Genomic DNA, 26,216 nt, shown 5'->3' with positions numbered 1-26,216 from the left:
CCGTGCCGGGCGAAGACAATGAAGGAGTCTGCCAGGCCGCGTGGCATGGACAGCGTGGTCGACACATTGGGAAACGGATCGGCAGCCCTCAAGACTGTGAAGCGCCAGTCGAGGTCTCCCTTGTCGTGCCGGCTTGTCCCCACGCTGAAATTAACTTCCCTGTCCGGGAGTTCATCCTCCTGCGCGGTCCGGACAGACCGGACCTTGTCACGCGAGTGCGGTACGCCCCGCGATGAGATGACTCCTCGACGGCTGAGCGAAGATCTGCCGACTCAGCGGTCTCGGACATTGATCCTCCATCTGTCCCGTGCCGATGGCTGTCTGGTGCGACAGGACGACACCGGCGGCGAAATCTGTGAACTCCCGGCGGGCGACGCGCGGGAGGCTGTATGGCGCCTGCCCCAGGTGCTGCCCTGAGCAGCTGTGTTTCGGCGCTGAAAACCATGTCTCCGGTACCACCAGCGAGCGAAAAAGGCGGCACCGGGACGTCTGTGCAGATGGACTAAATGAACACAGTCATCACGGTTCACGAACGTCCCCCCGGCGGTGCGAAGGCAATCGCGAACCCCGTCGGCCCCCATGCATTCTCGAGTATGTTTATCGGAAAGATTGCTGTCAAGGTTGAGCCTCGGAGTGTCGGGCTTACACCCATTTCCTGGTCATACGATGCCGAACCGGCTGGGCGAAGGGTGCCGATAATTGCGCGGGAGCCTCGTCTGCCGGTCCCAGCGAGAAGGCGACCGTGGCGTAGTACGCCATGGGCAACCTGACGGCCCGGGAGCGCATCGAGCTGCTCGTGGACCCGGGATTCTTCCTGGAGTTCGAGCAGGTGAGCAGGCGCGGATGCCCACGCGGAGACCTCGGGGTGTGTGTCACTTCGCCTCGGGATGAATTCAGGCGTCGCAGGCAGATCCGGCACGGCTCGAAGCTGCCGTACGCCCGCTACGGGCCGAGCGAGGCCTCGCCGACAACGTCATCGACCCCGCCGACACCCGCGAGGTGCTGAGCCGCTCCCACGCGACGCTGGGCAGACCAGCAAGCAACCCGCCGAAGTAACTCCTCGAGTGGGCAGAGGAGTTGATGGCAGTCATGTCAGGAGGCCTCTCCATGGGCGGGAACGTTCATGGCGGGGGCGGGATCCGGGGCGGACTCGGCCAGGGCGGTGTGCGCGACGGCGTACTCGCCGCGTGCCATCCGGTAGCCGAGCTGAAAGCGGTGCTGGGCGCCGTACTGCTCGCGCAGAGAGGCGATGTGCCCCTGCACGGACCGCAGACTCATGCCGAGGCGGCGCGCGATCGCCTTGTCGGAGCGGCCCTCGACCAGCAGGGCCTTGATGGCCTGACGCACATCGGGTACCACCTCGCGGGCGGCATCCGCCGCCCGCACCGGACGGAAAGGGAACCGCTCGGCCCGTACCCAGGCCTTCTCGAAGACGCCCCTGAGGAACGCGATGACGGCGCCGTCCCGGATCATCGCCGCGCTGTGGGGGCGTTCGGCGCCGGGGATGAAGGCGACCTCGCCGTCGACGACGATCAGCCGGTCGAAGAACTCCGGGAGCGTGCGCACCTCCACGCTCCCGTGTTCCATGACCTTCTGCACGTATTTCTTCGTGGGCTCGGAGAACCGGGCACTGTGCTGGAACAGCGTCCGCATGGCGACTTGGCGTGTCAGAGGGTCGCGGACCGCCGCATAGCCCCAGTCCAGCGTGGCTCCGGGGCCTGGTTCGTCAGGTTGGGCCGTGAGGATCTCGCGCTTCGCCCGCCACAGCGCGTCGCTGATCGCCTCCTGGACGGTTCCCGGGCCCTCCACGTATCGGATCCGCCCCGGACCCTCGGTGTCAGTGCCCTCAGCAAGGAGCAGTTGACCCGCGGTTTCGGTGGCGTACCGTTCGAGGCTGCTGAGAGTGTCGGCGATCCGCAGCAGGGACTCCAGCGGTGAGTCGGCGGGGGACAGGGCCTCCCGCGTCTGTCCGCTGCCTGCGCTCATGACGTCATCCTTTCCGTGGACTCAACCTGGACACGAAGCCAGGGCCACGGGCGCCCGCAACCTTGGCCGATATCGAGCTGGGCGCAAGGGAGGGCACCTTACGCTCTTCCGGCCTGCGCGGGGCGACCGGGGGCGGCTGCGTGGTCGGAGCGGGGCCGTGCCCGGGAGCAGCAGGACATAAGCGCTCTGGCAGAGCCGCGCCGCGACCAGCGCGCTCGACCCGGCCATGCCGACCGCAGGAGTGCCGGAGGCGCCGACCAGCATGGAGAGTGGGACGTCGCGCGGTGGCCCTCCTACGGCGGAAGCCGCGGACGGCGGCGACCCGCTCAACGACGATCCGGACACCGGCGAGTGCCGGGTGGGTGGTCACCCGGCCGGGGGCGACGATGGGGCCATGGGCGAGGCCGACGCCGGGTGGAGAGCCGCCGGTCAGCCGCTCCCACTCACGCCGCGTCTGCTCCGTGCGATGCCGGGCCCCGGCCGGGCGATGGCCCATGGTGACCAGCGCGCGGCTGAGGGCGCCCGCCGGGGCGGGCAGGTCCGGGGCCGCGGACCTGGTGGGAGTGGTCAGGACGGAGGGTGTGTTTGTGCGGTACGACCGAAGAGACGTCGCGTGCCGTGCGGGGGGCTCTCCTGCCTCGCCGATCCCGGCGCGGACCGGAGCCAGGAAGTCTGCGGGGGCGATGAGCGCGACCAGCGGCGAACTCAGCGCCGCCTCGTCCGCAGCCCTCGGACATCCGGCGGTCAACGGTCCGCTCTCGGCCACCGGGAGCGCCGTCGGTCCACGGTTGTTCTGCGACCGCTCGTGGCCCGTGCCCGCGATCGCCTTCTTGACCGCCGGTTGGAGACAACCGCCGACGGAGATCCACTTGCTCATCGGATTCCGACGGTCTTGCACGAAGCCTTGGTTCCAGCCTGCAGCGGCGCACGCGCATACGGTTCCCCCGTTTCTCGAACCCCCGGCCCCCTCATGACCGGCCCCCAGTGCGGCAGCCGGCCACAGGTGGTCCGCACCGTGCCGGCAGTTACCGCCCTCAGATCCTTGGTGAACGCCCCGGAAGTCGCAACCCCAATTCCCGGTCACCCCAGTGATCCTGGCTCGATACTCTAGTGGCGCCGCGTCAGGTCGGTGTTGTACCGGCATGCTGCCGGGGCGGCCCGGCCGTGAGGAGTCAGGCATGTCGAGCGGGCCCCGCTCAGTAGCCCGGCGCCTTCGCCAACCGCTCGCGGTGCGCGACAATCTCGGGCTGGTAGACATGTGCGTCCCAGTCCTCCGGTGCGATGGGCACGAGAGCGAGGGAGATCACCCGCTCCTCTACCTCGAACGCCTCCTGCACGGCGGCCGTCACCTGCTCCACCAGGCGCGACCGCTGCTCGGCGGTGAGGGACTTCGGGAAGTGCTGAATGGTCACGTGAGGCATCAGAGCATCCTTGTCCGCGTTGCCGGGCGTGATGTCGGTCGTGGCGTGGCGCGCTGGAGCGCCTTGACCAGCTCGCCGACGCCCGGGTCGCGCAGCGCCCCGTAGTGGTCGGTCTCCAGCTGGACAATGGTGGGCGGTGGCGTCGTGTGGCCCAGTGCGTGTTCGATGAAGGAGGGTGCGTCGTCACGTGCCCGGAACACCGTGACGGGCGCAGAGACCCGGCGTGTGGCCGGGTCGACGTGGTCGTAGGTGAATCCGTAGGTACGGCAGACCACGGCCACCACGCGGCGGATCAGCCCGGGATCCAGCTGCGGGAACTGGCGGTCGATGAATTGCGCGAAGCTCTCCGCGTCGGTGGACCGGCGCAGGCACTCGTCGAGGGCCGGGCTGCGGACCGTGCCGGCGAAGACGGAGAAGAGGATGGTGGTGAAGACGGGATCGGCGAAGTCGGCCACGGCCGTGCCCGGTGCCGCCTGCGGGGCGCCGGCCACCCGCGGCGATCCCGGTGCCAGCAGAAACAGTTGCTCCACCCGCTCGCCCGACTGCTCCAGCTGCCACGCCGCCTCGAAGGCGACCCGCGCGCCGAAGGAGTAGCCCCACAGCGTGTAGGGCCCCTCCGGCTGGACGCGCCGCAGCGCCGCCACATCGTCGGCAGCCATCTCCTCGATGGACGCGAGCGGCGTCTCGCCCTCGTTGATGCCGTGCGACTGGATGCCGTAGACCGGCCGGTCCCCGGGCGCACGGGCCGCGAGCAGCCGCAGGTTCATCGTGACACCGCCGAGCCCCGGCCAGCAGAACACGGACGGCTCGCTGCCCTCGGACCGCAGCGGGGTGACCCGGGAGGCGGCGACGGCGGCTCTGGTGCTCACCGCCTCGGCCAGCTTCGCCACCGTGGTCGCCTTGAACAGCAGTTGGAGGGGCATGTTGCAGCCGAATGCCTCGTTGATCCGCTTGACCAAGGCGACCGCGATCAGCGAATTCCCGCCGAGCTGGAAGAAGTCGTCGTGCACGGAGACGAAGTCCCGCTTCAAGGCCGTCCTCCACAGACCGCACAGCCGCGCCTCGATCTGATTGCGCGGCTCCACCACCGGATGGGCACGGGCCGCCGCCTCGTCGACGTGCCCTTCGAGGGCTTTGGTGTCGAGCTTGCCGTTGGGGGTGTGCGGCAGCTCGGGCAGTACCAGAATCCGGCTCGGGAGCATGAACTCGGGCAGGGACGAGGCCAGATCATCCCTGATCAGCTCCTCCGGTCCCTTCATGTGCACCTGGTCCTCGTACATGCCTTCGTGGCGGAGCTGCTCCTCGCTGACCTTGCCGCCGACGCAGAAGTACGAAGGCCCGGTGGGCTGCGGAGTCTCCCGAAGGATTGCCGTCATGCGCCTGGCGGCGGGCAGGTCATCTCCGGCGCGCGAGCTGTACCCCGCGGGCATGAGGCCCAGGTTGCCGGTGTTCATCATCAGGTGCTGCACCTCGCGGCCCAGGTCCAGATAGCTCAGCCGCTCCCTGCCTTGCTCGGCGGCGCGGCTGACGAGGGTGATGCCAAACCCGGACCGGTCGTACACGGCCTGGTTGATGGCGACCACATGCCGTTTGGAGACCAGCTCGCGGCTGATCCAGTGCAGTCGGCCTTCCCGGTACAGGTACTGGCCGCTGGGCAGCCCGGCGTCGCTGCCAGGATGGAACTGCACGTAGATGTCGAGGGAGCGCTGCGCGGGTGCCTGCGCGTGGGCCGCCGTCCAGGGCACCAGCTCGAAGGAACCCAGGTAGTGGTCGTCCTCGCCGCAGCCCAGGAGCTGGGTCAAACCGTTGTCGTACGTCGCCTCGGCGAGGGCGAGGCCGTGGATGGGCAGCACCTCGTCGAACAGGCCGGCCATGTGCCCGGCCTCAATCTCCAGGACTTCATGGATGTTCTTCTTGTACACCGGCTCGATCGCCGATCTGCGGCCGATGAAGTGTGCGCGCACCCCGGGGCGGGCCGCTGCCTCGATGCGGTGGATCAGCACCAGCTCGTGATGGACCGGGTGGTAGTAGTAGCAACCCGCCGCCAGGCCAGCGATCCCGGCGAGCTCCAGGTACAGCTGTGTCGCGTAGAGGGATCCGGGAGAGGCGTACGCGTACTTCGGCAGCAGCCGCTCGTCGCTGTGGTGCTGCCCGAAGTCGCGGAGTATCACGCCTAGTTCGTGCAAGGTCAGCTCTTCGGGGCGACGCGATCCGGCACCCTCGGTCCGCCGCCCGATCGCCGCCAGCACGTCCGCGACCCTGAGCCGGCCGCCCTCGTAGAAGCGGTAGGTCTTGCGGGCGAAGGCCCGGCGCCGCTGCTCGGGGCTGGCGGTGGCGCCGGGCAGACGTGAGGTGGGCCGCCCGGACAGATCGGCCGCGTCCCGCACGCCCGGGTCCGACAGCTGTGCCTTGACCTGGAGCTTGGACGACTTCGACACATGGTGTTCACCGAACTCCCCCTGGTCCATCAACACGGCCTCCCGGGGGCTGAGTTCGATGCACGCCACGAGGTTCTGCACTTCGGTGAGCGGATCGGTGCGCAGGAGCACGGCGGCGTTCTTCACCCAGTCGTGGGCCTCGATGGCCAGGCGTATCTCGTCCAGCTCGATCCGGAAGCCACGCAGCTTGACCTGGTTGTCTGCCCGGCCCGTGAACTGGGCGGTGCCGTCGGGGTTCCAGTAGGCCAGATCACCGGTGCTGAACAGCCGGTCGTGACCGGGCTCATCGCCAGACGGTCCCGGCCGCAGTGCCGGGACCGGCCGGAAGCGATCGGCGGTGAGCTCGGGCCGGTGCAGATAACCGCGCGCCAACTGGACGCCGCTGATGTGCAGTTCGCCCGTCTCGCCGGCCGCCACAGGACGGCCCTCGGCGTCCAGGATGTGATAGCGCAGGCCGGGCACGGGCGTGCCGATCGGAAGGGTCTCGGGGCCCTCGCCGAGGGCGGCGGGGGCGACGATGTGGGCCGAGGTGTTGATGGTGCACTCGGTGGGGCCGTAGAGATTGACCAGGGTGGTCCCTGGCAGCGCCTGGGTCAATTTCCTCGCCAGCGCCCGGGACAGCGCCTCGCCGCCGCTGAAGAGGTGGGTGAGCGATGTGCAGCGGTCGAGTTCGTCGGTGTCGACGAGGGCCTGAAGGAGCGTCGGCACACACTGCAAGGTCGTGATGGCATGGCGGGTGACGGTCTCGATGAGGCGCATGGGGTCCCGGTGGATGCCGCCGGACCCGACCACGACCCGGCTTCCGCAGGCGGAGGCCAGGATCTCCCACTGGGCGGCGTCGAAACTGATCGGGGTCTTCTGCAGAACGGTCTTGGCCGCGTCGAGCGCGAAGGCGTCGGCGAGCCAGCGCATCTGGTGAACGATGGAGCGGTGCTCGATCGCCACGCCCTTGGGTTTCCCGGTGCTGCCCGAGGTGTAGATGATGTACGCCAGGTCCGTGGTGCGCGGACCGTCGGGCAGCTCGGCCGCATCCGCGCCGGACCGGCCCTTCATGAACTCCACGACGTCTTCGAGGGTGATGACGACGGTATCTGCGGCGAGGAACTCCGCGAGCCGGTTCCGCAGGAAGCCCTGAGTGAGGACGACGGCCATGCGGGCATCCTGCGCGATATGGCGAATGCGCTCCTCCGGATAATCGGGCGAGAGCGGAAGACAGGCTCCGCCCGAGCGCAGAATGCCCCAGGCGCCGATCATCAGATCCAGTGAGGGCTCGACGAACAGCCCCACGCAGTCATCGGCGCCGACGCCGAGGTGGCGCAGGTACCGAGCCACGTCATCGGCCTGGTCGGCCAGTTCGCGGAAGGTGAGCGACTCGCCTTCGTGGATGACGGCGATGTCGCCGGGACGGGCACGAGCCTGGGCATTCAGCAGATCGGACAGACATGTCTCGCCGGTGTCCTGTCTCTTCATCAACGTACCCCCGTACTCGGATAGGTCTTCGACCTCCGGCTCGAACGTACGGATTCGAGTCACGTGCGGCTCCGCGGGTGACCCCCGCAATCAATGCAGTGCGGCAACCCGAACCATGGGCCGCGTGGTCATCCCGCACAGGGAGCGGCAGATTCTGGACCAGCATGTGCCCACGGGGGCGCACCGAACCCGCGGCACGTGTCGAGCAGAACTGATCCGGAGGGCCCTGTGACCGAACTATCCACCGGCAGTGTCGTCGGCTCACTCGAGGAACTTGTGGGCGACACCCCGATGCTGCGGCTGAGACTCGCCGGGCTGCCCGTCGGAGCACATGTGCTGGCCAAACTGGAGGCGGCGAATCCGCTGTCCAGCATCAAGGACCGCGCCGCCCTGTTCATGCTGCGCGCCGCCGAGGAGGCGGGGACACTGCGGCCTGGTGCGACGATCATCGAGTCCACCTCGGGCAACACCGGCATCGCCCTGGCCGCGCTGGCCACCGCCCGCGGCTACGGCTGCCGGATCGTGCTTCCCGACAACGCCTCGCGGGAGCGCCTGCTGACTCTGCGCGTGCTGGGCGCCGAGGTGGAACTCACCGACCACACCCTCGGCTTCGCCGGCTGCGTGGAACGTGCCGAGGAGTTGCACGCCGCGACCCCCGGCTCCTGGTATGCCGCCCAGCACCGGAACGCCGACAACGTACGGGCCCACTACGAGACGACAGGCCCGGAGATCTGGCGGGACACCGGCGGCCGAGTCGACTATCTGGTGTGTGGTGTCGGCACCGGCGGCACCCTGACCGGTGTCGCCCGCTGTCTTCGGGAGCACAACCCGGAGCTGAAGGTCGTGGCCGTCGAACCCGCGGGCTCGCCCCTGCTGTCCGGCGGCGAGCCGGGACCGCACCGCATCCCCGGCCTGAATGGCGGATTCACCAGCCCGGTCACCGATGTCACGGTCATCGACGAGGTGATCGCCGTCGAGGACGAGGACGCCGCGGCCACCACCCGCGCCATCGCCGCCTCCACCGGACTGCTGGCCGGCGTCTCGTCGGGCGCCGCCGCGTACGGCTGCGTGGAACTCGCGCGCCGGCACGACCTGGCCGGTGCCACGGTCGTCACCGTCTTCCCGGACACCGGAGAGCGCTACCTCAGCTGGTGGTCCGAGGCCCAGGCGGTCCCCGAGGCGCGCCCCCGTGCCACGGGCGGCACCGCTGCGCGGCGGGCCGGATGAACCGGGTGCACGCCTCGCCCTCGCGATGCCGGCGGACCCTGGGGATCCGCCCGCGTGCGGCAGCGCACCGGGTGCGGGTCGGCCACCTGCCCATCCCGCCACCCGCGGAGAGCCCGCGCACGGACGCCAGCCCGTACACAGGAACGGAGCGCAACCGACACATGAATCCTGAGCGTTCACTGCTGCTCGTCGGCGCCACCGACGAAACAGTGGCCAAGGCCAAGCAACTGGGCCTGTACGTCCTGCTGCTGCAGCACCCCACCAAGGTCACCGCCGAGCAGGAGCGCCTCGCCGACCATGTGGAGGTCGTCGACTACACCCGCTGGGACCTGGTCGAGCCGATAGCCAAGCGGCTCCGGGACTCCCCCGGCTTCGCCGCCGCCATCTCGATCACCGAGCCGGGTCTGGAGAACGCGGCCCGCGTCAACGACCTGTTCGCCCTGGGCGGCACCGGCCACGAGGTGACCCGGCGCTTCCGCGACAAGGTGGTCATGCGTGAGCACCTGGCCGGGCTCGACCCCGACGCGGTCCGCGCCGAGCCGCTGCGCGTGCGCGAGGACCTGGACGCCTTCGGGGAGCGGCACGGCTACCCCTTCATCGTGAAGCCGACCGACGCCACCGCCGGCATCGGCGTGCACCGCCTCGACGGACCTGCCGACGCCGAGCGGGTCTGGGCCGAGGTGCGGCGGCTGTCCGGCACTAGGACGGACCGGGTCTCGACGCTGTTGCTGCTTCAGGACTTCCTGATGGAGGAGTACCTCGAGGGCCCCGAGTACAGCGTGGAGTCCTTCAGCTCCGCCGGACGCCATGTGGTCATCGCCATCACCGAGAAGTTCACCGACCCCGCGCACTTCGCCGAACTGGGGCACGCGGTCCCCGCCCGGCTCGGTGCGGCGGTCGACGAGCGGGTACGTGCGGCCGTCATCGGGTTCCTGGACCGGCTCGGCGTCAAGGACGGCGTCTGCCACACCGAGATCCGGATCGGCGCCCGCGGCCCCCGCGTCATCGAGAGCCACAACCGGGTCGCCGGTGACGCCATCACCGACCTGGTGCACAGCGTCTACGGCATCGACACCGTCAAGCTCGCCCTCGCCGCGCTGTTCGGCCTGGCCGAGGAACTCCCCGACCGGCCCGAGGCGCGCGGCGGGGCCGCCGTGCGGTCGGTGGTGGGCCGGCCGGGCGACATCGTGGAGTCGGTGGACGGCGTGACCGAGGCACAGGCTCTCGCCGATGTGCTGGCGGTGCGCATCAGTGCCAAGCCCGGGGAGACGGTACGTCCCCTGCGGGACAACTGGGACCGACTCGGCCTGGTCGCCGTGACCGGCGAGGACACCACCGCGGCGATCCGGCGCGGCGCCGAACTCATCGGCGACCTGGTGAAGGTCCGGGTGAGGGATCCCTACGGCCGGCCGGGCCTGGCCGAAGTCGCCCCGGTGAGCGACCGGACGGTGATCTGGTCATGAGCGTCCTCATCCTGCACCGCAACCCCTTCGCCGCCTTCCCCTACCGCCAGTGGCTGGACGGCAACGCCCCCGGCCTCGACGGCCGCACATATCCCGGCGACATCGTCGTCCTCGCCGCCCGCGACAAGATCGAGCTGGCAGGCGAGAAGACTCCGGGAGCCGCCGATCACGACTTCACCCACCTCGAACTCTTCGGCACCCTCGACGACGAGGCGGTGCCGGCCCGCGCGCTCGCCCTTGCCGAGGAGTACCGGATCACCCACGTCATCGCCCACCACGAGGCGGACGTGGCCCTGGCCGCCCAGCTGCGCGAGCGCCTCGGCCTCGACGGGGCGTGGAGCGCCGACATCGCACCGTTCCGCGACAAGGCCCTGATGAAGCGGCTGGCCCGGCAGGCCGGCATCGAGGTCGCCCCGCACACCGTGCCGGGCACCGCCCGGCAGGCCCGCGACTTCGCCGGGCTGCACGGCTTCCCCGTGGTGCTGAAGAACCGGGCGGGCTACAACTCCATCGGCCTGAGCATCGTCGCCGACCGGGACGAGCTGGAGCTGCGGCTGGCGCGGGCCTACCGGGACGGCTCGCGGGACGACCTGCTCATCGAGGCCTACGTGCCCGGGCGGATGTGCCACGTCGACGGGCTGGTGGTGCAGGGCCGCACCGTGGCTGCCTGGCCTTCCCAGTACCAGTACGACCTGGCCTCGTTCGGGGCCGACCCCGGGCCGCGCGTCGACCTGACCCTGGACGTGGACGATCCGCTCACCCCCCGGCTGCTCGCGCTGATCGAGCAGACCCTGGCAGCCCTGAAGCCCGAGGGCTCCCGGCTGCGCACCCACGCCTTCCACGCGGAGGTCTTCCACACGCCCGACGACCGTCTGGTGCTGTGCGAGATCGCGGGCCGGTCGGGCGGTGCGAAGATCCGGGAGGTCTTCGAGACCCTCTTCGGAATCCAGCTCGCCGTGCAGGTGACCCGTGCGGAGGCCGGTCTTTCGCTGCCCGTGATCGAGGGCGCCGCCGGCGACGGGGCGCCGCTGCGACCGCGCTGCATGTCGGGACAAGTGCTCACCATGAAGCGGCCCGGCCTGGTGCGCTCGCTCCCCGCCGTCCCCGACGAGGAGTGGGTGAAGGGCTTCTGGCTCTTCGCCGAGGAGGGCCAGGTGATCGCCCCGGCCGCGGGCTCAGCGGACTTCCTCACGGCGGCGGTGGGTTCGGCCCCGACCCGCGTCGAGTGCGAGCGCCGGCTACGCGCCCTCGGTGCCCGGGTCATCGCCGAGACAAAGATCGTGGCGCTGTCCGAGGACGCCACCCCGGCACAGCCCGGGAACGGCGCCGAGCCGGCGGAGGCATCATGATGCGGAAGCTGTCGTCCGTCCGCTTCAAGTACATGCTGGGCATGGTCGTCGACGCGACCGGCAGCGGCATGTACCTGCCGCTGTCGCTCCTCTACTTCCACCACGTCACCGGTCTGCCGCTCACCCAGGTCGGTGCCATCGTGACCACGGCAGCGGTGATCGGCCTGGTGAGCAACCCGATCGCCGGCGTCCTCATCGACCGCTTCAGCGCCCGCACCGTGCTGGTGGGCGGGTATGTGCTGCGGGCCTCGGCGTTCTGCACCTATCCCCTGGTCGACAACGGCGTGGCCATGTTCGCGGTGATGCTGCCGGTCGCCCTCGGCGACACCTCCTATCCGCCGGCCATCCAGTCCTTCGTGGCGGAGATCGTGCAAGGCACCGAGCGGGACAAGCTGCTCGCCCTGCAGCGCAGCCTGCGCAACGCCGGGATGGGCGTGGGCGGACTCCTCGCGGGCGCGGCCCTCGCCCTCGACGAGTCCGGGTTCTACTTCGTCGTGCTCGGGGCAGCCGCCGGCTATCTGCTGTCTGCCGGGCTGCTCAGCACGATCCGCACCGGCACGTCGACACGGCCCGGGGGCGGCCGGGTCTCCCGCAAGGGCGGCTACCGGATGGTGGCACGCAACCGTCCGTTCCTGGGCCTTACGCTCCTGAACATCCCAACGGCCTTCGGGTACATGGTGCTGCCCGTGGCCCTCCCGGTGTATCTCACCCGTGAACTGGACGCCTCCGTATCGCTGGTGGGCGTCCTGTACGCGGTCAACACGGTCGGCATCGCGGTGCTGCAGATTCCGGTCACCCGGGTCCTGGTCAAGTACCGCAGAACGCGTGCGGTGGCTCTCGGCGCGGGCATCTTCGCGCTGTCCTTCGTCACCTTCGCGGTGCTCGGCAACCTGTCGACCGGGGCCGTACTGATCGCCGGTGTGTTCGCGGCGACCGCGGCGTTCACCGCGGGCGAACTGCTGCACGGCGCCACGGCCTCCGCGCTGGTGGCCCAGGCCGCGCCGGAAGAGACCCGTGGCCGCCATCTCGCGGTCTACCAGCTGTCGTGGGCGGTGCCCATCGCGCTCGCGCCGACCGTGTTCACGGCGCTGCTGTCGGTGTCGGCCACCGGGATGTGGCTGCTTCTCGCGGTGGCCACGGCAGGCTCCGCGCTGGGCGTGCTGCGCCTCGAACGCGGGCTGCCTCCGGCATCGGTGCATCCGGTGCTGCCCGAGGCCGAACCGGCCGTCTCCCGAACCGGCTCCACCAGAAAGGTTGCGTGACCCTCATGGGGATGTCCAGTTGGCGCGTGCTCGGCGACGAGGACCCGGAGTTCGCCCTGGAGGAGGCCGCGGGACAGAGCGGTCTCGTCAGCCAGTTGCGGCCGTTGATCGCGGAGTTGAGCAAGCCCGGCGACTTGGTGTTCGATCCCTTCGCCGGCTGGGGCACCACACTGGTGGCCTGCGCGGCCGAGGGACGGCTTGGGGTCGGCATCGAAATCAACCCGTCCCGAGCGCAGGAAGCACGGCAGCGCGTCGCGCGCTACCCGGAGCAGCGCATGCTCTGCGGCGACGCCCGCACGCCTCCACTCGACCCCGGCACCGTGGACCTGGTCCTGTGCGACCTGCCGTACTTCGGCACCAATCTGGACCTCGAATCGCCCGACCCGGGCCAGATGTACGCGTTGCGCGACTACGACGCCTATCTGGCGGCGCTCGACGAGGCCTTCGCGGCCATCGCACGGGTGATGCGGCCGGGCGCCTACGCCGTCGTCGCCGTCCAGAACCGTCGTGTCGCGGACCGCTTCGTCCCGCTGGCCTGGGACGCCGCGCGCGTGCTCGGCCGCCATCTGACCCTGGGGGACGAGCGCGTCCACCTCTACGACTGGCCGGCCAAGGACGAGGACGACCCGATGCGGACGAACCGTTCGCACGAGTATCTGCTGATGGCTCAGAAGTGAGGCCGGCCGCCCTCGATCGTCAGCCGGCCTCGCCACCAGGGTGCCCGGGTGCGGGTCAGCCCGTCCTCCAGAGCCGGAGTTTGTCGGGGTTGAGTACCGACCAGATCTGCTTGATCCGGTCCTCCGCGACGTCGAACGCCAGCACCGAGACGGGGACGCCGTCCACCTGAGCGACCAGGCCGGGCTGACCGTTGACCGTACTCTCCACGAGCGTCAGGTCGGTCACCGCGTCCATCCGGCCGGCGAAGAAGCGCGCGATCTGCTCGGCGCCTTCGACCGGGCGGATCGCGGCCGGCACGAGTCCACCACCGTCGCCCGTCGCCGTGGCGTCGGGGGCCAGCAGGCGGATGAGGGCGTCGATGTCCTTGGCCTCCCAGGCCTCCTTGAAGGTCCTGACGATGTCGGCGCGCCGGGCTGCCGGCGCTGCGGCGGGCTGCGACCCGCGTATGCGGCGGCGGGCCGACGAGGCCAACTGGCGGCATGCCCCTGGCGTCCGGCCGACGATATCGGCCACTTCGGCGAAGGAGTAGCGGAAGACATCGTGCAGGACGAACGCGACGCGTTCCGCCGGCGTCATCGACTCGAGCACGACGAGGAAGGCCATGGTGATCGACTCGTCGAGGGTGACCCGGTCGGCCGGGTCGGCCGTGGTGCCGCCGCCCCACCGCCCGCTGATCCACTCCGTAGCCGCGGGCAGTGGCTCCGGGACCCATTCGCCCACGTAGCGCTCCCGCCTGGCCCGTGCCGAGCCGAGCAGGTCGAGGCAGATGCGACTGGCGACGGTCGTCAGCCAGCCACCGGGGGACTCGATGGCCTCCCGCTGCTGCGGAGACATGGCGTACCAGCGGGTGTAGGTCTCCTGTACGACATCCTCGGCTTCGGTCAGCGAGCCGAGGAGCCGGTACGTGAGATTGATCAGCTGGTGCCGCTCGCTGATGATCGCGCTCAGGCCCGGATCGGCCGGGCCGTGCTCGGACTCGGGCGGGTTGGTCATGGTGTCGCCGACTCCCTCGGTCGTTGTGTCCCCGTTCAGTTCGACGAGACATCGCAGTGAAATGTGAGGTGGGCGGGTCGCCTCACATTGCGCGGGGCTGCGTCGTCGTAACTGGTGAACGGAACAGTATCCCGGTGAAGAAGGAAGGGAACCGATGTCGGAATCCGTGAATGTGTCGATCATTTACTACAGCGCCACGGGCAACGTGCACGCCTTGGCGCAGGCGTTCGTCGAGGGTGCGGAGAAGACCGGCGCGCAGGTGCGACTGCGCAAGGTTGCGGAAACGGCCCCGGAGGAGGCGGTCAACTCGAGGGCGGAGTGGGCCCAGCACCTTCAGGACACCGCCGATGTGGCCCTGGCGAGCCACGATGACCTGGACTGGGCCGACGCGGTGCTCTTCGGTACCCCGACCCGCTTCGGCAACCCGGCCAGCCAGCTGCGGGCGTTCATCGAAACCACTGGTCCGCTGTGGGGACAGGGCAAGCTCGCGGGCAAGGTGTACTCGGCCTTCACCTCCTCCGGCACCGCGCACGGCGGTCAGGAGTCCACTCTCCTGGCGCTGGCGAACACGTTCTACCACTGGGGTGGCGTCATCGTGCCCCCCGGTTACACCGACCCGATCATGAACCAGTTGGGCAACCCCTACGGCACCTCCCACGTGGCCGGCGACGGCGCGCCCGGCGAGGTTCCTTTGCAGGCGGCCCGCCACCAGGCGCGCCGTGCCGTCGAGATCGCGGCCGCACTCAAGGCCGGCCGCGTCGCCTGACCCGGAGCGGAACTCGCGGGTCGGCCGCGGACCGGCCCGCTGACCGGTGAAGAATGTGCCGCCGCTGGCTGCCGTCAGCGGCGGCGACGCGATGGCCCCGGACACGGGGGGTGGTGACACGTGCGTCGGCTGTTGAGTGGTGGCAACCGCCGCATGCCCAGGGAATGCGGCTCGGGGCGCGGGCACAGCCGCCTGGCCCGCCCGACGGCGCGCAGCGAGGCGCCTGCCGAACGGGTGCGCATCCTGGGCGACTTCGTTCCGGGAAGGGGCTGGCCGCTCGGCGCCGGGTGCCAGGCCGATCACCGCCTCGACCTGCGAACCCGCGAGGAGTGAGGCGACTGCACCACTCCGCGGGCCATGACCCGAGTGGGCTCCTACCGTCTCGCAGCGGGCGTGCTCGTCGAGGCGTCGAGGCGTCCAGGAGTACAGCCTGACGCCAATGGGGCGCCTACGGGACGTTCTGGATCACAGGAACGCACGCCGGAGCGATCCGGGATGTGCGGGAACCCCACGCCCCGTGGACGCGACTAGCTGGCCATGGATGCAGAACAGCGACTGCGATCTTCCTTCGCTTATGGCAGACCGATCGGATTCGTACTGGTCCTGGGGACGCTGTGTGCCGTGTTCTACATGGTCGGGCGCGCGGTTGGGCCGGTGCCACCGGAGGTGCGTCCGGGGTGGCACTACCCCCGGGACGAGGTATCGCACTCCGCGGAGCACACCCGATGAGCACCGGATCCGGGATGTACCCCGCGGCGCCGACGGACGCCGGGCAAGGCCAGGTGACCACCCGAGGCGACGGCTCGCTGCTCACGACCGATCTCGCCGTCGGCGGAATGACGTGTGCCTCCTGTGCGGCCCGCGTCGAGAAGCGGCTCAACCGCATCGAGGGCGTCACCTGTGGCGTCAACCTCGCCACTGGCCGAGCCCGAGTCGTCCACCCGGCCGGGGTACCCGTGGGGGACCTCCTCGATGCCGTGCGGCGCGCCGGATACACGGCCGACCGGATCACGGACGAAGGCGCACCCGAGCCCCCTGCGACCGGGTGCCGCGACGAGGACTGCGTCAAGGTGGTGCTGATCGCGGTTCTGGCCCTGCCCGTACTGCTCGTGTCCATGGTCCCCGCGCTGCAGTTCCGCAACTGGCAGTGGGTCTGCTTCCTGCTGGCCACCCCGGTGGCCCTGTGGGGCGCCGAGGTGTTCCACCGCCGGGCGCTGCGTGCCCTGCGGCACTCGACCGCGACCATGGACACGTTGGTCAGTCTGGGCATCGCCGCCTCGTACCTGTGGTCGTGCTACGCGTTGTTCCTGGGCACCGCCGGCACGCCGGGGCTGGTCATGCCGTTCTCCCTGAGTACGGACGGTGGACACGACCACGTCTATCTGGAGGCGACCGTCGGCATCCCCCTGTTCGTCCTGTGCGGCAGACTGATGGAGGATCGGGTGCGGCGCCGGACGGGCTCCGCGCTGCACGCCCTCGCCGAGCTCGTGGTGAAGGATGTCACGGTCCTCGATGACGGGTCGCCCGGCGAACCGCCGGTCGAACGGCGCGTTCCTGTTGCTCAGTTGGTGCCGGGGCAGCGGTTTCTCGTCAGGCCGGGGGAGCGGGTGGCCACCGACGGCGTGGTCGTCAGCGGCAGCGCCGCGATCGACCTGTCCCTGTTGACCGGCGAAAGCGTGCCCCGAGAGGTCGGACCGGGCGACCGGGTCACCGGCGGAACACTGGACGCCGGCGGGAGCCTCGTCGTACGGGCGACCGAGGTGGGGGCCGACACCCGGCTCGCCCGGATAACCCAACTGGTGTGGGAGGCCCAGGCGGGCAAGGCCCGGATACAGCGGCTCGCGGACCGTGTCGCGGGGGTGTTCGTGCCTGTGGTGCTCGCGCTCGCGGCATCCGTCCTGGGTTTCTGGCTGGGCGCCGGCGCCAGTTCGCAGGGTGCTGTCACCACCGCCGTCGCCGTGCTGGTGGTGGCCTGCCCCTGCGCGCTCGGGCTGGCCACCCCCACCGCGCTGCTCGCGGCCACGGGACGTGGCGCGCAGTTCGGCGTGTTGTTCAAGGGCCCCGAGGTGCTGGAGAGACTACGGGCCGTCGACACCGTGGTGCTGGACAAGACTGGAACACTCACCTCGGGCAAGATGTGCCTTCTGGACACGGTGACCGTCGACGGCTGGTCGGCCGCCGCCGTTCTGCGACTGGCGGCGGCCGTGGAGCAGTTGTCCGAGCATCCCGTCGGTCGTGCCATCGCCGCCGCTGCGCCTGTGGCGGGCCGCGCTCCCAGCGCCGTCTCGGAGTTCACCGCCATGGCCGGCACAGGGGTGCGCGGAACCGTGGAGGGTCACGCCCTGTGCGTGCGACGGATATCCTCCGGTACCCGGCTGCCGGACGTGCTGCGGGACGCCAGGGACCGGGCCGACGCCGCAGGCCGCACAGCGGTCCTGGTGGAGATCGACGGCGCGTGCGTGGCCGTGCTGACACTCGGGGACACGCTGCGGCAGGGCAGCGTCGAACTGGTGGCGCGGCTGCGGAGGCTGGGCGTAGAGGTCATGATGCTGACCGGGGACGGCCCGGGGCCGGCCCGTGCGGTTGCCGATGAGCTGGGCATCGAGAAGGTACGGCACTCCGCGTCGCCGGAGGACAAGGCCGAGGTCGTGGCGCGCCTGCAGGCCACGGGCCGCGTTCTGGCGGTCGTGGGTGACGGCGTGAACGACGCGGCCGCGCTGGCGGGGTGCGAACTCGGCATGGCCGTAGGGACCGGTACGGACGTGGCCGTCGGAGCCGCGTCGGTGACGTTGATGCGGAGGGACGCGCTGGCGGTCGTGGACGCCCTGGAGTTGGCCAAGCGAACCATGGGGACCATCGGCTCCAACCTGACCTGGGCATTCACGTACAACATTCTTCTCATCCCGATCGCGGCCGCCGGCATGCTCAACCCGATGATTGCCGCAGTCGCCATGTCGGGGAGCTCACTGCTGGTCGTCGGCAACAGCCTGCGGCTGCGGTCATGGCGCCCCGCCGGGACGCCCGGTGCGCGGGTGCCATGATCCGGTCTGCTGTTCGCTGGGCGGCCGTGTCCGTTGCGCGGTGACGCGGCGGGCCACCGCTCAGGCCTGAGGTGGAAGCAGCCCCTCCTTGAGCGCGGTCACCACGGCCAGGGTTCGGTTGGGGCTGTTCAACTTTGCCAGGACGTTCGCCACATGCCGCTTGGCGCCGTGCTCGGAGATGCTGAGTCGGCGAGCGATCTGCTTGTTGCTCAGACCGTCCCCGACCAGCGAGAGCACCTGCTGCTCCCGCGGAGTCAGGGACACCGGACGCGGCGCCTTGGCGCCGTTTCGCTCGCGTACCTGGGACAGCAGCTCGCGCGCGAGGGTCGAGGGCATGGACAGCTCGCCGTTGCTGATCCGGCGCAGCGCGTCGGCCAGGGCGTTCCTGGTCAGCTCGGACTGCACGAGAAAGCCGTCGACGGGCAGCGAGGCCGCCTGTATGATCATGCGCTCCGATGCGCTCTCCAGCAGGAACAGTACCTTGACGTTCATCGCGGAGATCTCACGGAGGGGCTCTTCCTGCTGGGTGACGTCCTGACCCGGACAGGACATGATCAGGACATCGACGGGCGCTCGTTGCAGGTGCTCCGAGAGTTCCTCGAACGAGGTGGCCTCGATCAGATGTCGCACCCTGATCGAGGCCAGCATGGTGCGCAGGCCGAACCTCGCCACTTCGTTCGGAACGAAAAGAGCGATGTCCAGCCCGTCGTGGGTCGTGGATGAGTACTCGAGGGCGCTGGTGCGAGCTGTCTCGGTCACGACTTTTCTCCTGATTACTCGGCCGGGAAGATTTCCTTTGGATGGAATCGCGCGCTGAACAATTTCGGGAATGGGGCGGCGCCGTGAGTTCGTGGTCACGGCGGACAGGGGACCGATTGCCTGCGTCGACCGCTGTCGGCATTGGCGCATTTCAACGTCGTTTAGAGCGCTGCCGGTATGATGTCGAAGACGCTTCACCCCGTGTTCTACTACGCTGGGCTAGTAGATCGGGAAGACAGTAGATGACGACTTGGCGCGCGGGCAAGACCGCCCACTGCCGCCTCCGGATCTGTCCGAATGAATCACGCCATCCGATTTTCGGCGATCAACGTCGAGGCACGGGGGCAGTGAATCCACTAGCCTTTCGGGCACCCCCGGACGGCGTCTCCCAAGGACGGACGCGAGTCGGCGGTGATCCGCATAGCGTGGGACAACGCCGGTGCTTCCCGCTACCCGAGAGGGCTACGTCCCATGACCGCCGACTCCCTGGGAACCGAACAGCTGTCGATACCGGCCGCGTTGCGCCACTCGGCGCGGCGAGGCGGCTCACTCACCGTGCTCGACCGGGCCATGCGGCCGACCCGCCTGACACTGACCGAACTTGATGACATGTCGACCGGCGTAGCGGCCCGGCTGCACCATGCGGGTGTCCGCCCCGGGGAGCACGTCTGCGTGCTCGCGCCCACGTCTGTGGGACTGCTCTTGAACCTCTTCGGGCTGTGGCGGCTCGGTGCCGTGCCGGTGGTGCTGCCGCACGAACGTCCGGACGACGCGGCCTCCACCGGAGGGCTGCTCGCTCACCGGATCGTCACATCGGGAGCTCACCTCCTACTCACCGATCGCGCACCCGAGTTGAGCACCCGGGTGCCTTCCGGGTGCCGGGTGCTGGGGTTCGAATCCACACTGTCGGGTCCTCAGGCGCCCGAGCCCGCGGTGCCCGACGGCTCCGCCCTCGGCCTGCTCCAGTTCACCTCGGGTACCACCGGGTCGTCCAAGGCCGTTCCAGTACGCCAGGGTCAGCTGGTCGGGAACGTCTCCGCCTGCATGGCGTCACTCGGCATGCGCCCCGGGCACACCTACGTCAGCTGGCTGCCCTTCTACCACGACATGGGCATCGTCTCGGTGGTCGGCCTGCTGGTGCAGGGGGTGCACACCGTCGTGATGCCCACCGAGAACTTCCTCAGCCGGCCGTCGAGCTGGCTGGAGACCGTGACCGCCCACCGCGCCGAGATCACCGCCGCCCCCAACTCGGCCTACCGGCTGGCCGTCAGGGCGCAGCAGCTGCGGCCCGCGGCACTCGACCTGTCCCGGCTGCGGGTGGCCATCAACGGCGCGGAACCGGTGACGGCAGACACGGTGGAGGAAACCGTCCGGGTCCTCGGCAAGAGCGGCATGCCCGCCGAGGCGCTCTGCCCCACCTACGGTATGGCCGAGACCACGCTCGTCGTGACGGCGGCGTCCGCCACGACCCCGGTCCATGTGCTCGACCCCGACCGGGCACCGCGCCAGTCGGGCGACCACGAGCTTCCGGCCCGCCCGCTGGTCTCCTGCGGCAGCCCACTGCCCGGCACCGGAGTCACGGTGCACGGCCCTGGCGGCGAGCCCCTGCCTGACGGACAGATCGGCGAGGTGCGCGTGACCGGCCCCGGTGTGACCGACGGCTACTGGACCGGTCCCGACGCGCCTCTTGACGGCATGGGGCGTCTCACCGGCGCACACATGGACACCGGTGACCTCGGCTTCCTGCACGAGGGCCAGCTGTACATCTGCGGCCGGTCCAAGGACCTGATCATCGTGGGCGGGCGCAACCTCTACCCGGAGGACTACGAGATCGTGGCCGAGGCGGTCCCCGGCGTGCGCGGGGGAAACGTCATCGCGTTCTCCCTCCCCGACCAGGAGCGCATGGTGGTGGTCGCCGAGGGCACCGGCGGTGCCGCGAGTCAGGACCGGCTCGCCCACGACCTGTTCGAGCGGCTGCGCAGGGCCGCACAGCACGCCCCCGCCGAAGTCGTCCTCGTCCGCCCCACCACCCTGCCGAAGACATCGTCGGGCAAGAAGCGCCGCGGCACCTGCCGTGACCGGTACCTCGCGGGTGAGCTCGACGTCGTCGCCACCGCGCGCTGAACCACCCCGCAGCCCGCCGGGCGCCGAGCGGTGCACCGGAGCCGCCCCCCAACAGGGCCGCACACGCGGAAGCCGCCCCGCCGGTGTGAACACCCGGCCGGGCGGCTTCAGCCACGGTCGCCGTGGCTCAGCGCATCTCGTCGACGAAGCTGCTGGACACCTGGGCGGCGAGTGACACCAGTTCGTCCGTCGCTCGCACGTATTTCAGCAGGGTGGGCAAATGGCCCGTCACCAGGAGGTCGCCGTCCAGCATCCCTTCGATGGGGTCCGTCTCGCCCTCGATGACGCTTTTCCACACGGAATAGGGCGCCCTGATCACGAAAGTGGTGTTGCCCGCACCGTCCGGGCCCACATCGTAGATGGCGGATTTGCATTTTCCTTCGCCGAATTCTGTATGGCACCAGATGTCGGCCTGCACTCCTCGGTCCTCCTCCGCTTCGAAGACGAAGGCGATCTCGGCCTGAAACGTGCGTGCCGCCTCCTCGAACTCCTCTGAGGAATTGATGAGCCCGACGTACGAATTCAGCCACTCTGCGCTGGGAAAGACGCTCACGACATCCCCTCGGTCTGGTCCGGTGCCACCGTTGTACCGAAGCGCCGCAGCGGCACCCAGGGCCAACGGGACGGCCGAGTCACAGCACGCCCGACGGGCCCGAACGGCCACCTAGAACGGATGCCGCGCGGGGCACGAACGACGCTCCGAAACAGCGCTGTTCAGCGGGAACCCGAGGCAAGACGCTGAACGGCATGTCCATCATCGAGGCGCGGAGCCTCCACAAGGCGTTCGACGACGGAACAGTGGCCGTGGACCGGGTCGACTTCGAGGTGGCCGAGGGGGAAGTGTTCGGTTTCCTCGGCCGCAACGGAGCGGGCAAGACCACCACGGTCCGTATCCTGACCACCCTCACCCGTGCGACATCGGGCCAGGCTCGGGTCCTGGGACTCGATGTCGTCAAGCACCGATCGCAGGTGCGCGACCGTATCGGTCTGTCACTCCAGCAGGCCGCGCTCGACCCCCTCATGACGGGCCGCGAGCATCTGCACCTCATCGCGTCCCTGCGCCGGATGCGCCCCGCCCGGCGCACCGAGCGCGTCGAGGAACTGCTCACCGGGTTCGGACTCACCGAGGTGGCCGATCGGCTCGTCGCCACTTACACGGTGGGCATGCGACGTCGCCTCGACGCGACACTCGCCCTGCTGCACGGTCCGGAGGTGCTCTTCCTGGACGAACCGACCACGGGCCTCGACCCGCAGAGCCGGCGGGCCCTGTGGGGCTTCGTCCGCAGCTACCGGCAGAGCGGCGGCACCGTGTTCCTCACCACCCAGTACCTCGACGAGGCCGACGAGTTGTGTGACCGCATCGCCATCCTCGACAAGGGTGCGGTTGCTGTGATCGACACCCCTCAGGAGCTCAAGAACGGCATCGGTGGCAAGGTCCTCACCCTGCCGGCCACCCCGGAGGCCCTCGAACTGGCCGCCTCCGTCGTCGGCGAGGCCGCCTGCCGGTCCGCCGACGACGTTCTCCGGATCGACCTGCCGGCGGGCGACGACATCCTGCCGTCCCTGCTCAGGAGGCTGCACGACCGGGGCATCCCCCTGGCCGGAGTCACCGTGACCGATCCGACCATCGAAGAAGTCTTCATCCGTCTCACCGGTGAAGGGCTGGAACGCAGGACCGGAGACGACGGCAGTGTCGCCGCGGCCGCCCTCGCCAGGACCGTCGGCACGGGCCGAGGAGGAATCTGATGTCCGCTCTCTCAGGAACCCTCACCCTGCTCAACCGCAACCTCCGCGAGGGCTTGCGAAGCCCCGTGATCGCCTTCGTCTTCCCCGTCCTCTTCCCGATGTTCCTCATCACCCTCGTGGCGTCCAGCTACGAGCGCATGGCTTTCATCCCGGGCTTCCCCGTCACCCCCTACGCCGCCTACATGGCGCCCGGACTGCTGTTGTTCACGGGGATGATGGGCTCCGGCTACTCGGCCACCGCCCTGGTTCTCGACGCGCAGAGCGGATTCCTCGACCGGCTACGGCTGCAACCCGTGCGCCCTCTGGCACTGCTGCTGTCCAGGCTCATGTTCGACGCCCTCCGGGTGGTGCCGGCCGGCCTCGTGGTGCTCGGGGTCAGCGTGCTTCTCGGGGCCCGCATCGACTCCGGCCCGGCCGGTGTCATCCTGCTCCTGGTGCTCTCCTCGTTCTGGTCGGTCGCGTACGGGGGCGTCTTCTACGTCGTGGCACTGCGCACCCGCAATCCGCAGGCCCCGCTCGCCATGGCCCCCCTCTCGGTGCTGCTGCTGTTCGCCAGCCCCGCCGCCGCCCCGCCGTACCTGCTGCAGGACTGGCTGGCCTCGCTCACCACATGGAATCCGTTCACCTATGTCATCGAGGGCATCCGCGCCCTGATGACGGGGCCGGAGAGCGGCACGGTCACGGAGGCACTGCTGAAGGCCCTGGCGGTACTCGTCGGGCTCACCGTCGTCACGCAGATCTTCGTCGTCCCGGCCTTCACCCGCATGGTGGGCGACTGAGCCGGGCCCGCCGCTCGCCCCGCACAGAGGAGTAACCCCCCATGCTTCTGTACTGCTTCCCCCACGCCGGTGGCGCCGACTCCCCCTACCGTTCCTGGGGGGATCGGCTCACCTCCGTGGAGATGCGTGTTCTCGGCCGCGGTGCCAGGTTCCCGGGGAGGGCACCGACGGCGCCGGACTCGGTGACCGCCCTGGCCGAGGCATGCGCCGACCACCTGGCCGCCGAGCGCCGCCCGTATCTGTTCCTCGGCCACAGCCTCGGCGCGCTGGTCGCCTTCGAGACCGCCCGCGCACTGCGCGCCCGCGGCGGCCAGGGTCCGGCGGTGCTGTTCGCCACCGGCCACGTCGCCCCCCACCTGCCGTCGCCGGGGCGGAAACTGGCCGGCCTGCCCACGGCCGAGTTCTGGGCGGAGGTGTGCGCGCTCGGTGGAACCCCGCCGGAACTCCTGGACCACGCCGAGCTGCGCGAGGCGGCCGAACCGGGCCTGCGGGCGGAGTTTCGTGCGGCCGAGACCTACCGCTACACCCCCGGACGGCCCCTGGACTGCCGGATTGTGGCCATGACCGGTGTCGACGACGACCGGGCGCCCACCGAACAGTGCGCTCTCTGGAGGCTGCACACCACCGGCACCTTCGATCTGCACACTGTGCCCGGAGGTCACTTCTTCGTCGCCGACAACCCCGAGCCGGTGCTGGACCGTATCCGGGAGGAGACGACCTCACCGGTACGGTGATCCACCCGGCGAACGCCGCAGCGGGGCCACCCCTCTGGCCGGGGTGGCCCCGCCGCGGTCTGTGCGGGAAGAGGTGGCCGTGCGCACGGGCACGGCCTGGAGGAAACGGAGCGCTCAGACCTTGGGCGTCCGGGACTCCAGCATGTACGACGCCTCGACCCGGTATGTGCCCTTGTTGCCGCCGCCGCGGTCCACGTTCACATCCGCCGACCTGACGACCTTCAGATACAAGCCGTCTTCCTTGTCGAACCAGACGTCTGCCACGGCATCACCGTCGAGACCGTCACCCTTCACATAGCTGTCGATCTTCACATGGTGGGCTTCCCGGGTCTCCCCGTCCACCGTGACGGTCTCGTCGCCGATATATTTGATCTTGATAGCGGCCCGGTTTCCGTGCGCGACGCAGATGGTCTCCTCCCTGCCACCGGGCTTCACCGCGTCACCGCCCACCTGGACCATGGCCGGATTGCACTTGTGGGCCTCGTCACCCTCGATACCGGCGAAACTCACCTTCTGCATATGGGCCAGACACAGGTATTCGCCCTTGCCGCTGCACTGCCGGTGAGCGTCGGTGTGCTCCTCGATCGGGGTGAAGTACAGCTCCCACACGCAGCCAGAGGCATGCAGCACCCGGGCGTGGGTCACTTTCGGGAAGGGACGCTCGTACTTGTCCCCGTCGTAGATGATCGAGTCCGAGCCGTCGGTCCGGTACGTGTAGACGCCGGCCTTCGGTTTGGCGAACCCCTTGACCTCCTTACTCGGCGCGACCGGACGCGTGATCTGGCCCAGGTCGTTCCGGAGGGCCGAGGGGTGATCGCGGTATTCCTTGAGTGCCATGGCGAGCGTGACGCGCGTTCCGTCGGGGGTGATGGCCTGGGTGCGGTTCGCGACGATGAACGCTCCGGCCGCGACGAGCACGGCCAGTATCGGCACCAAGCGCAACAGGGTGCGCCTCACCTGCCGTTTGGTTGAGCGGGACGGGCCTTCCACAGTCGCTCCTTCGACGGGTCGGACAATCCCCTGCACCGTCCCCCCGGGGACCGCGAGCGGCCAATCCCAGCACGACGCGTCCGAAGAGCCATGCCCTTAGCCCCCTCGAAAGAGCACGGTGAGCGTCCTCGGGCGTCCGGCCTTCCCGGCAGTCATTCAGGGCTGTTGGGCGGCTTCGGCCACGCGTGACTCTGGCCGGGATTCGCATGCCCGCATGCCCGCATGCCCGCACGCCGCGCGGGGCGCCGTCCCAGGCCCGGCGAGTGGCCCTGGGCGTTCGTTCCCCGCATCGCCTTCAGGAGGATCCAGTGCCCCCGATCAGCAACGGCAACGTCGACATACGCGCCCTCGACCGCAGCGCCCTGCTCGCTCTCCCCCCGGCTGACCGGATGCGGGAGATCAGCGCCTACCTGCGCGACCGCTACCGCCGCATCACCGGCCACGAGGCACCCGCCGACCTCGACGAATCCGTCTTCCTGGAATCCCTTCAGGCCACCGAGCTCCAGATCACGATCGAGGCCGAGCTGGACGTTTCCATAGCGCTCACCGACCTCGTCGCCATGCCCAGCCTGCGCGCCCTCGCCACGGCCGTCGACCGCTGCATCGTCTCCTCCGCCGAGGCGCCGTTAGCCGAGGCCGAAAGGGAACTGACCCTGCGTTCCGATGTGGCGGGGTGGGGTGAGCCGTTCGGTCTGACTGATGTGCAGCATGCGTATTGGTTGGGGCGGTCGGGGTTGTTCGAGTTGGGTGATGTGTCGACGCATGTGTATCTGGAGCTGGAGTCGCGGGATTTCGATCCGGTGCGTGCGTCGGCGGTGCTGAGGCGTTTGGTGGCGCGGCACGGCATGTTGCGTGCGGTGGTGCGTGGGGACGGGCGTCAGCAGGTGTTGGCGGACGTTGGTGAGGTGGAGGTCGGTTTCGCGGATCTGAGCGGGTTGTCGGTGGGTGAGGTGGAGGCGGCGGTGGTCGCTGTGCGGGAGCGGTTGTCGC

The 26,216-nt window shown here is 69.7% G+C and carries 20 protein-coding genes; 13 read left to right on the top strand and 7 right to left on the bottom strand.

The features are described 5' to 3' along the window. Positions 1 to 1,092 precede the first annotated feature (1,092 nt). The 3 genes from ABT063_RS32360 to ABT063_RS32350 all read right to left on the bottom strand — a co-directional run bounded on the left by ABT063_RS32360 (position 1,093) and on the right by ABT063_RS32350 (position 7,315). Positions 1,093 to 1,986 (bottom strand): LuxR family transcriptional regulator, encoded by an 894-nt coding sequence (locus ABT063_RS32360; RefSeq protein ID WP_351063264.1) that lies wholly within the window; start codon positions 1,984 to 1,986, stop codon positions 1,093 to 1,095. Positions 1,987 to 3,182: 1,196 nt separating this feature from the next. Next, positions 3,183 to 3,407: a tautomerase family protein gene (locus ABT063_RS32355; RefSeq protein WP_351063262.1), complete on the bottom strand. Its 225-nt coding sequence runs from the start codon at positions 3,405 to 3,407 to the stop codon at positions 3,183 to 3,185. Continuing rightward, positions 3,407 to 7,315, bottom strand: coding sequence for a non-ribosomal peptide synthetase family protein (locus ABT063_RS32350; protein WP_351063260.1), 3,909 nt, complete (start codon positions 7,313 to 7,315; stop codon positions 3,407 to 3,409). The genes ABT063_RS32355 and ABT063_RS32350 overlap by 1 nt, the downstream gene beginning before the upstream one ends. Before the next feature lie 228 nt (positions 7,316 to 7,543). Here ABT063_RS32350 and ABT063_RS32345 point away from each other — a divergent pair, with 228 nt between their 5' ends. The 5 genes from ABT063_RS32345 (at position 7,544) to ABT063_RS32325 (ending at position 13,293) form a co-directional block, all read left to right on the top strand. Beyond that, complete coding sequence (locus ABT063_RS32345; protein ID WP_351063258.1) at positions 7,544 to 8,542, top strand: PLP-dependent cysteine synthase family protein; 999 nt, start codon at positions 7,544 to 7,546, stop codon at positions 8,540 to 8,542. A gap of 161 nt (positions 8,543 to 8,703) precedes the next feature. After that, positions 8,704 to 10,005, top strand: a complete 1,302-nt coding sequence (locus tag ABT063_RS32340) for an ATP-grasp domain-containing protein (protein WP_351063257.1) — start codon at positions 8,704 to 8,706, stop codon at positions 10,003 to 10,005. Next, positions 10,002 to 11,354, top strand: a complete 1,353-nt coding sequence (locus tag ABT063_RS32335) for an ATP-grasp domain-containing protein (protein ID WP_351063256.1) — start codon at positions 10,002 to 10,004, stop codon at positions 11,352 to 11,354. Before ABT063_RS32340 ends, ABT063_RS32335 begins: the two co-directional genes overlap by 4 nt. Continuing rightward, a complete protein-coding gene (locus ABT063_RS32330; protein ID WP_351063255.1) occupies positions 11,351 to 12,616 on the top strand; it encodes an MFS transporter in 1,266 nt (421 codons plus the stop codon). The genes ABT063_RS32335 and ABT063_RS32330 overlap by 4 nt, the downstream gene beginning before the upstream one ends. An 11-nt stretch (positions 12,617 to 12,627) precedes the next feature. Further along, complete coding sequence (locus ABT063_RS32325; protein WP_351063253.1) at positions 12,628 to 13,293, top strand: TRM11 family SAM-dependent methyltransferase; 666 nt, start codon at positions 12,628 to 12,630, stop codon at positions 13,291 to 13,293. 55 nt (positions 13,294 to 13,348) lie between these two features. Here the strand turns inward: ABT063_RS32325 and sigJ are convergent, their stop codons facing one another. After that, positions 13,349 to 14,287, bottom strand: a complete 939-nt coding sequence (gene sigJ / locus ABT063_RS32320; RefSeq protein WP_351063252.1) for an RNA polymerase sigma factor SigJ — start codon at positions 14,285 to 14,287, stop codon at positions 13,349 to 13,351. A gap of 154 nt (positions 14,288 to 14,441) precedes the next feature. On the opposite strand from sigJ, the gene wrbA reads away from it, so the two are divergent. From wrbA to ABT063_RS32305, 3 genes are all read left to right on the top strand, one after another. Next, the gene (wrbA, locus tag ABT063_RS32315) at positions 14,442 to 15,053 is read left to right on the top strand and encodes an NAD(P)H:quinone oxidoreductase (protein ID WP_351063250.1); all 612 of its coding nucleotides are present in this window, start codon (positions 14,442 to 14,444) and stop codon (positions 15,051 to 15,053) included. A gap of 153 nt (positions 15,054 to 15,206) precedes the next feature. Next, positions 15,207 to 15,386, top strand: a complete 180-nt coding sequence (locus tag ABT063_RS32310) for a hypothetical protein (protein WP_351063248.1) — start codon at positions 15,207 to 15,209, stop codon at positions 15,384 to 15,386. 392 nt (positions 15,387 to 15,778) lie between these two features. Next, a complete protein-coding gene (locus tag ABT063_RS32305) occupies positions 15,779 to 18,094 on the top strand; it encodes a heavy metal translocating P-type ATPase (protein ID WP_351063246.1) in 2,316 nt (771 codons plus the stop codon). Positions 18,095 to 18,154: 60 nt separating this feature from the next. On the opposite strand, the gene ABT063_RS32300 is transcribed toward ABT063_RS32305, so the two are convergent. Continuing rightward, the gene (locus ABT063_RS32300) at positions 18,155 to 18,952 is read right to left on the bottom strand and encodes a response regulator transcription factor (RefSeq protein ID WP_351063244.1); all 798 of its coding nucleotides are present in this window, start codon (positions 18,950 to 18,952) and stop codon (positions 18,155 to 18,157) included. 372 nt (positions 18,953 to 19,324) lie between these two features. Here ABT063_RS32300 and ABT063_RS32295 point away from each other — a divergent pair, with 372 nt between their 5' ends. After that, positions 19,325 to 20,977, top strand: coding sequence for an AMP-binding protein (locus tag ABT063_RS32295; protein ID WP_351063242.1), 1,653 nt, complete (start codon positions 19,325 to 19,327; stop codon positions 20,975 to 20,977). Positions 20,978 to 21,104: 127 nt separating this feature from the next. Here the strand turns inward: ABT063_RS32295 and ABT063_RS32290 are convergent, their stop codons facing one another. Further along, positions 21,105 to 21,530: an SCP2 sterol-binding domain-containing protein gene (locus ABT063_RS32290; protein ID WP_351063240.1), complete on the bottom strand. Its 426-nt coding sequence runs from the start codon at positions 21,528 to 21,530 to the stop codon at positions 21,105 to 21,107. Between the two features lie 194 nt (positions 21,531 to 21,724). Here ABT063_RS32290 and ABT063_RS32285 point away from each other — a divergent pair, with 194 nt between their 5' ends. The 3 genes from ABT063_RS32285 to ABT063_RS32275 are packed head-to-tail and all read left to right on the top strand — an operon-like array spanning position 21,725 to position 24,236. Further along, positions 21,725 to 22,723: an ATP-binding cassette domain-containing protein gene (locus ABT063_RS32285; protein ID WP_351063238.1), complete on the top strand. Its 999-nt coding sequence runs from the start codon at positions 21,725 to 21,727 to the stop codon at positions 22,721 to 22,723. Further along, a complete protein-coding gene (locus tag ABT063_RS32280) occupies positions 22,723 to 23,502 on the top strand; it encodes an ABC transporter permease (protein ID WP_351063237.1) in 780 nt (259 codons plus the stop codon). The genes ABT063_RS32285 and ABT063_RS32280 overlap by 1 nt, the downstream gene beginning before the upstream one ends. A gap of 41 nt (positions 23,503 to 23,543) precedes the next feature. Then, positions 23,544 to 24,236: a thioesterase II family protein gene (locus ABT063_RS32275; RefSeq protein WP_351063235.1), complete on the top strand. Its 693-nt coding sequence runs from the start codon at positions 23,544 to 23,546 to the stop codon at positions 24,234 to 24,236. 114 nt (positions 24,237 to 24,350) lie between these two features. Here the strand turns inward: ABT063_RS32275 and ABT063_RS32270 are convergent, their stop codons facing one another. Beyond that, a complete protein-coding gene (locus ABT063_RS32270; protein ID WP_351063233.1) occupies positions 24,351 to 25,172 on the bottom strand; it encodes a hypothetical protein in 822 nt (273 codons plus the stop codon). Positions 25,173 to 25,534: 362 nt separating this feature from the next. Between ABT063_RS32270 and ABT063_RS32265 the strand changes: the two genes are divergently transcribed. Continuing rightward, the coding region (locus tag ABT063_RS32265) for a phosphopantetheine-binding protein (protein WP_351063231.1) at positions 25,535 to 26,216 on the top strand (682 nt) is incomplete at its 3' end.

It is taken from the genome of Streptomyces sp. NPDC002838 (assembly GCF_040295365.1).
Taxonomy (GTDB): domain Bacteria; phylum Actinomycetota; class Actinomycetes; order Streptomycetales; family Streptomycetaceae; genus Streptomyces.
The sequence above is the reverse complement of the archived record's forward strand: the minus strand, read 5'-3'. Positions and strand labels throughout refer to the sequence as shown.

Coding starts and splice junctions, on each gene's coding strand:
- sigJ (WP_351063252.1), bottom strand. CDS start 14,287: ATGACCAACCCGCCCGAGTCCGAGCACGGCCCGGCCGATCCGGGCCTG.
- ABT063_RS32285 (WP_351063238.1), top strand. CDS start 21,725: ATGTCCATCATCGAGGCGCGGAGCCTCCACAAGGCGTTCGACGACGGA.
- ABT063_RS32335 (WP_351063256.1), top strand. CDS start 10,002: ATGAGCGTCCTCATCCTGCACCGCAACCCCTTCGCCGCCTTCCCCTAC.
- ABT063_RS32355 (WP_351063262.1), bottom strand. CDS start 3,407: ATGCCTCACGTGACCATTCAGCACTTCCCGAAGTCCCTCACCGCCGAG.
- ABT063_RS32275 (WP_351063235.1), top strand. CDS start 23,544: ATGCTTCTGTACTGCTTCCCCCACGCCGGTGGCGCCGACTCCCCCTAC.
- wrbA (WP_351063250.1), top strand. CDS start 14,442: ATGTCGGAATCCGTGAATGTGTCGATCATTTACTACAGCGCCACGGGC.
- ABT063_RS32305 (WP_351063246.1), top strand. CDS start 15,779: ATGAGCACCGGATCCGGGATGTACCCCGCGGCGCCGACGGACGCCGGG.
- ABT063_RS32350 (WP_351063260.1), bottom strand. CDS start 7,315: ATGAAGAGACAGGACACCGGCGAGACATGTCTGTCCGATCTGCTGAAT.
- ABT063_RS32330 (WP_351063255.1), top strand. CDS start 11,351: ATGATGCGGAAGCTGTCGTCCGTCCGCTTCAAGTACATGCTGGGCATG.
- ABT063_RS32280 (WP_351063237.1), top strand. CDS start 22,723: ATGTCCGCTCTCTCAGGAACCCTCACCCTGCTCAACCGCAACCTCCGC.
- ABT063_RS32340 (WP_351063257.1), top strand. CDS start 8,704: ATGAATCCTGAGCGTTCACTGCTGCTCGTCGGCGCCACCGACGAAACA.
- ABT063_RS32295 (WP_351063242.1), top strand. CDS start 19,325: ATGACCGCCGACTCCCTGGGAACCGAACAGCTGTCGATACCGGCCGCG.
- ABT063_RS32310 (WP_351063248.1), top strand. CDS start 15,207: ATGCCCAGGGAATGCGGCTCGGGGCGCGGGCACAGCCGCCTGGCCCGC.
- ABT063_RS32360 (WP_351063264.1), bottom strand. CDS start 1,986: ATGAGCGCAGGCAGCGGACAGACGCGGGAGGCCCTGTCCCCCGCCGAC.
- ABT063_RS32325 (WP_351063253.1), top strand. CDS start 12,628: ATGTCCAGTTGGCGCGTGCTCGGCGACGAGGACCCGGAGTTCGCCCTG.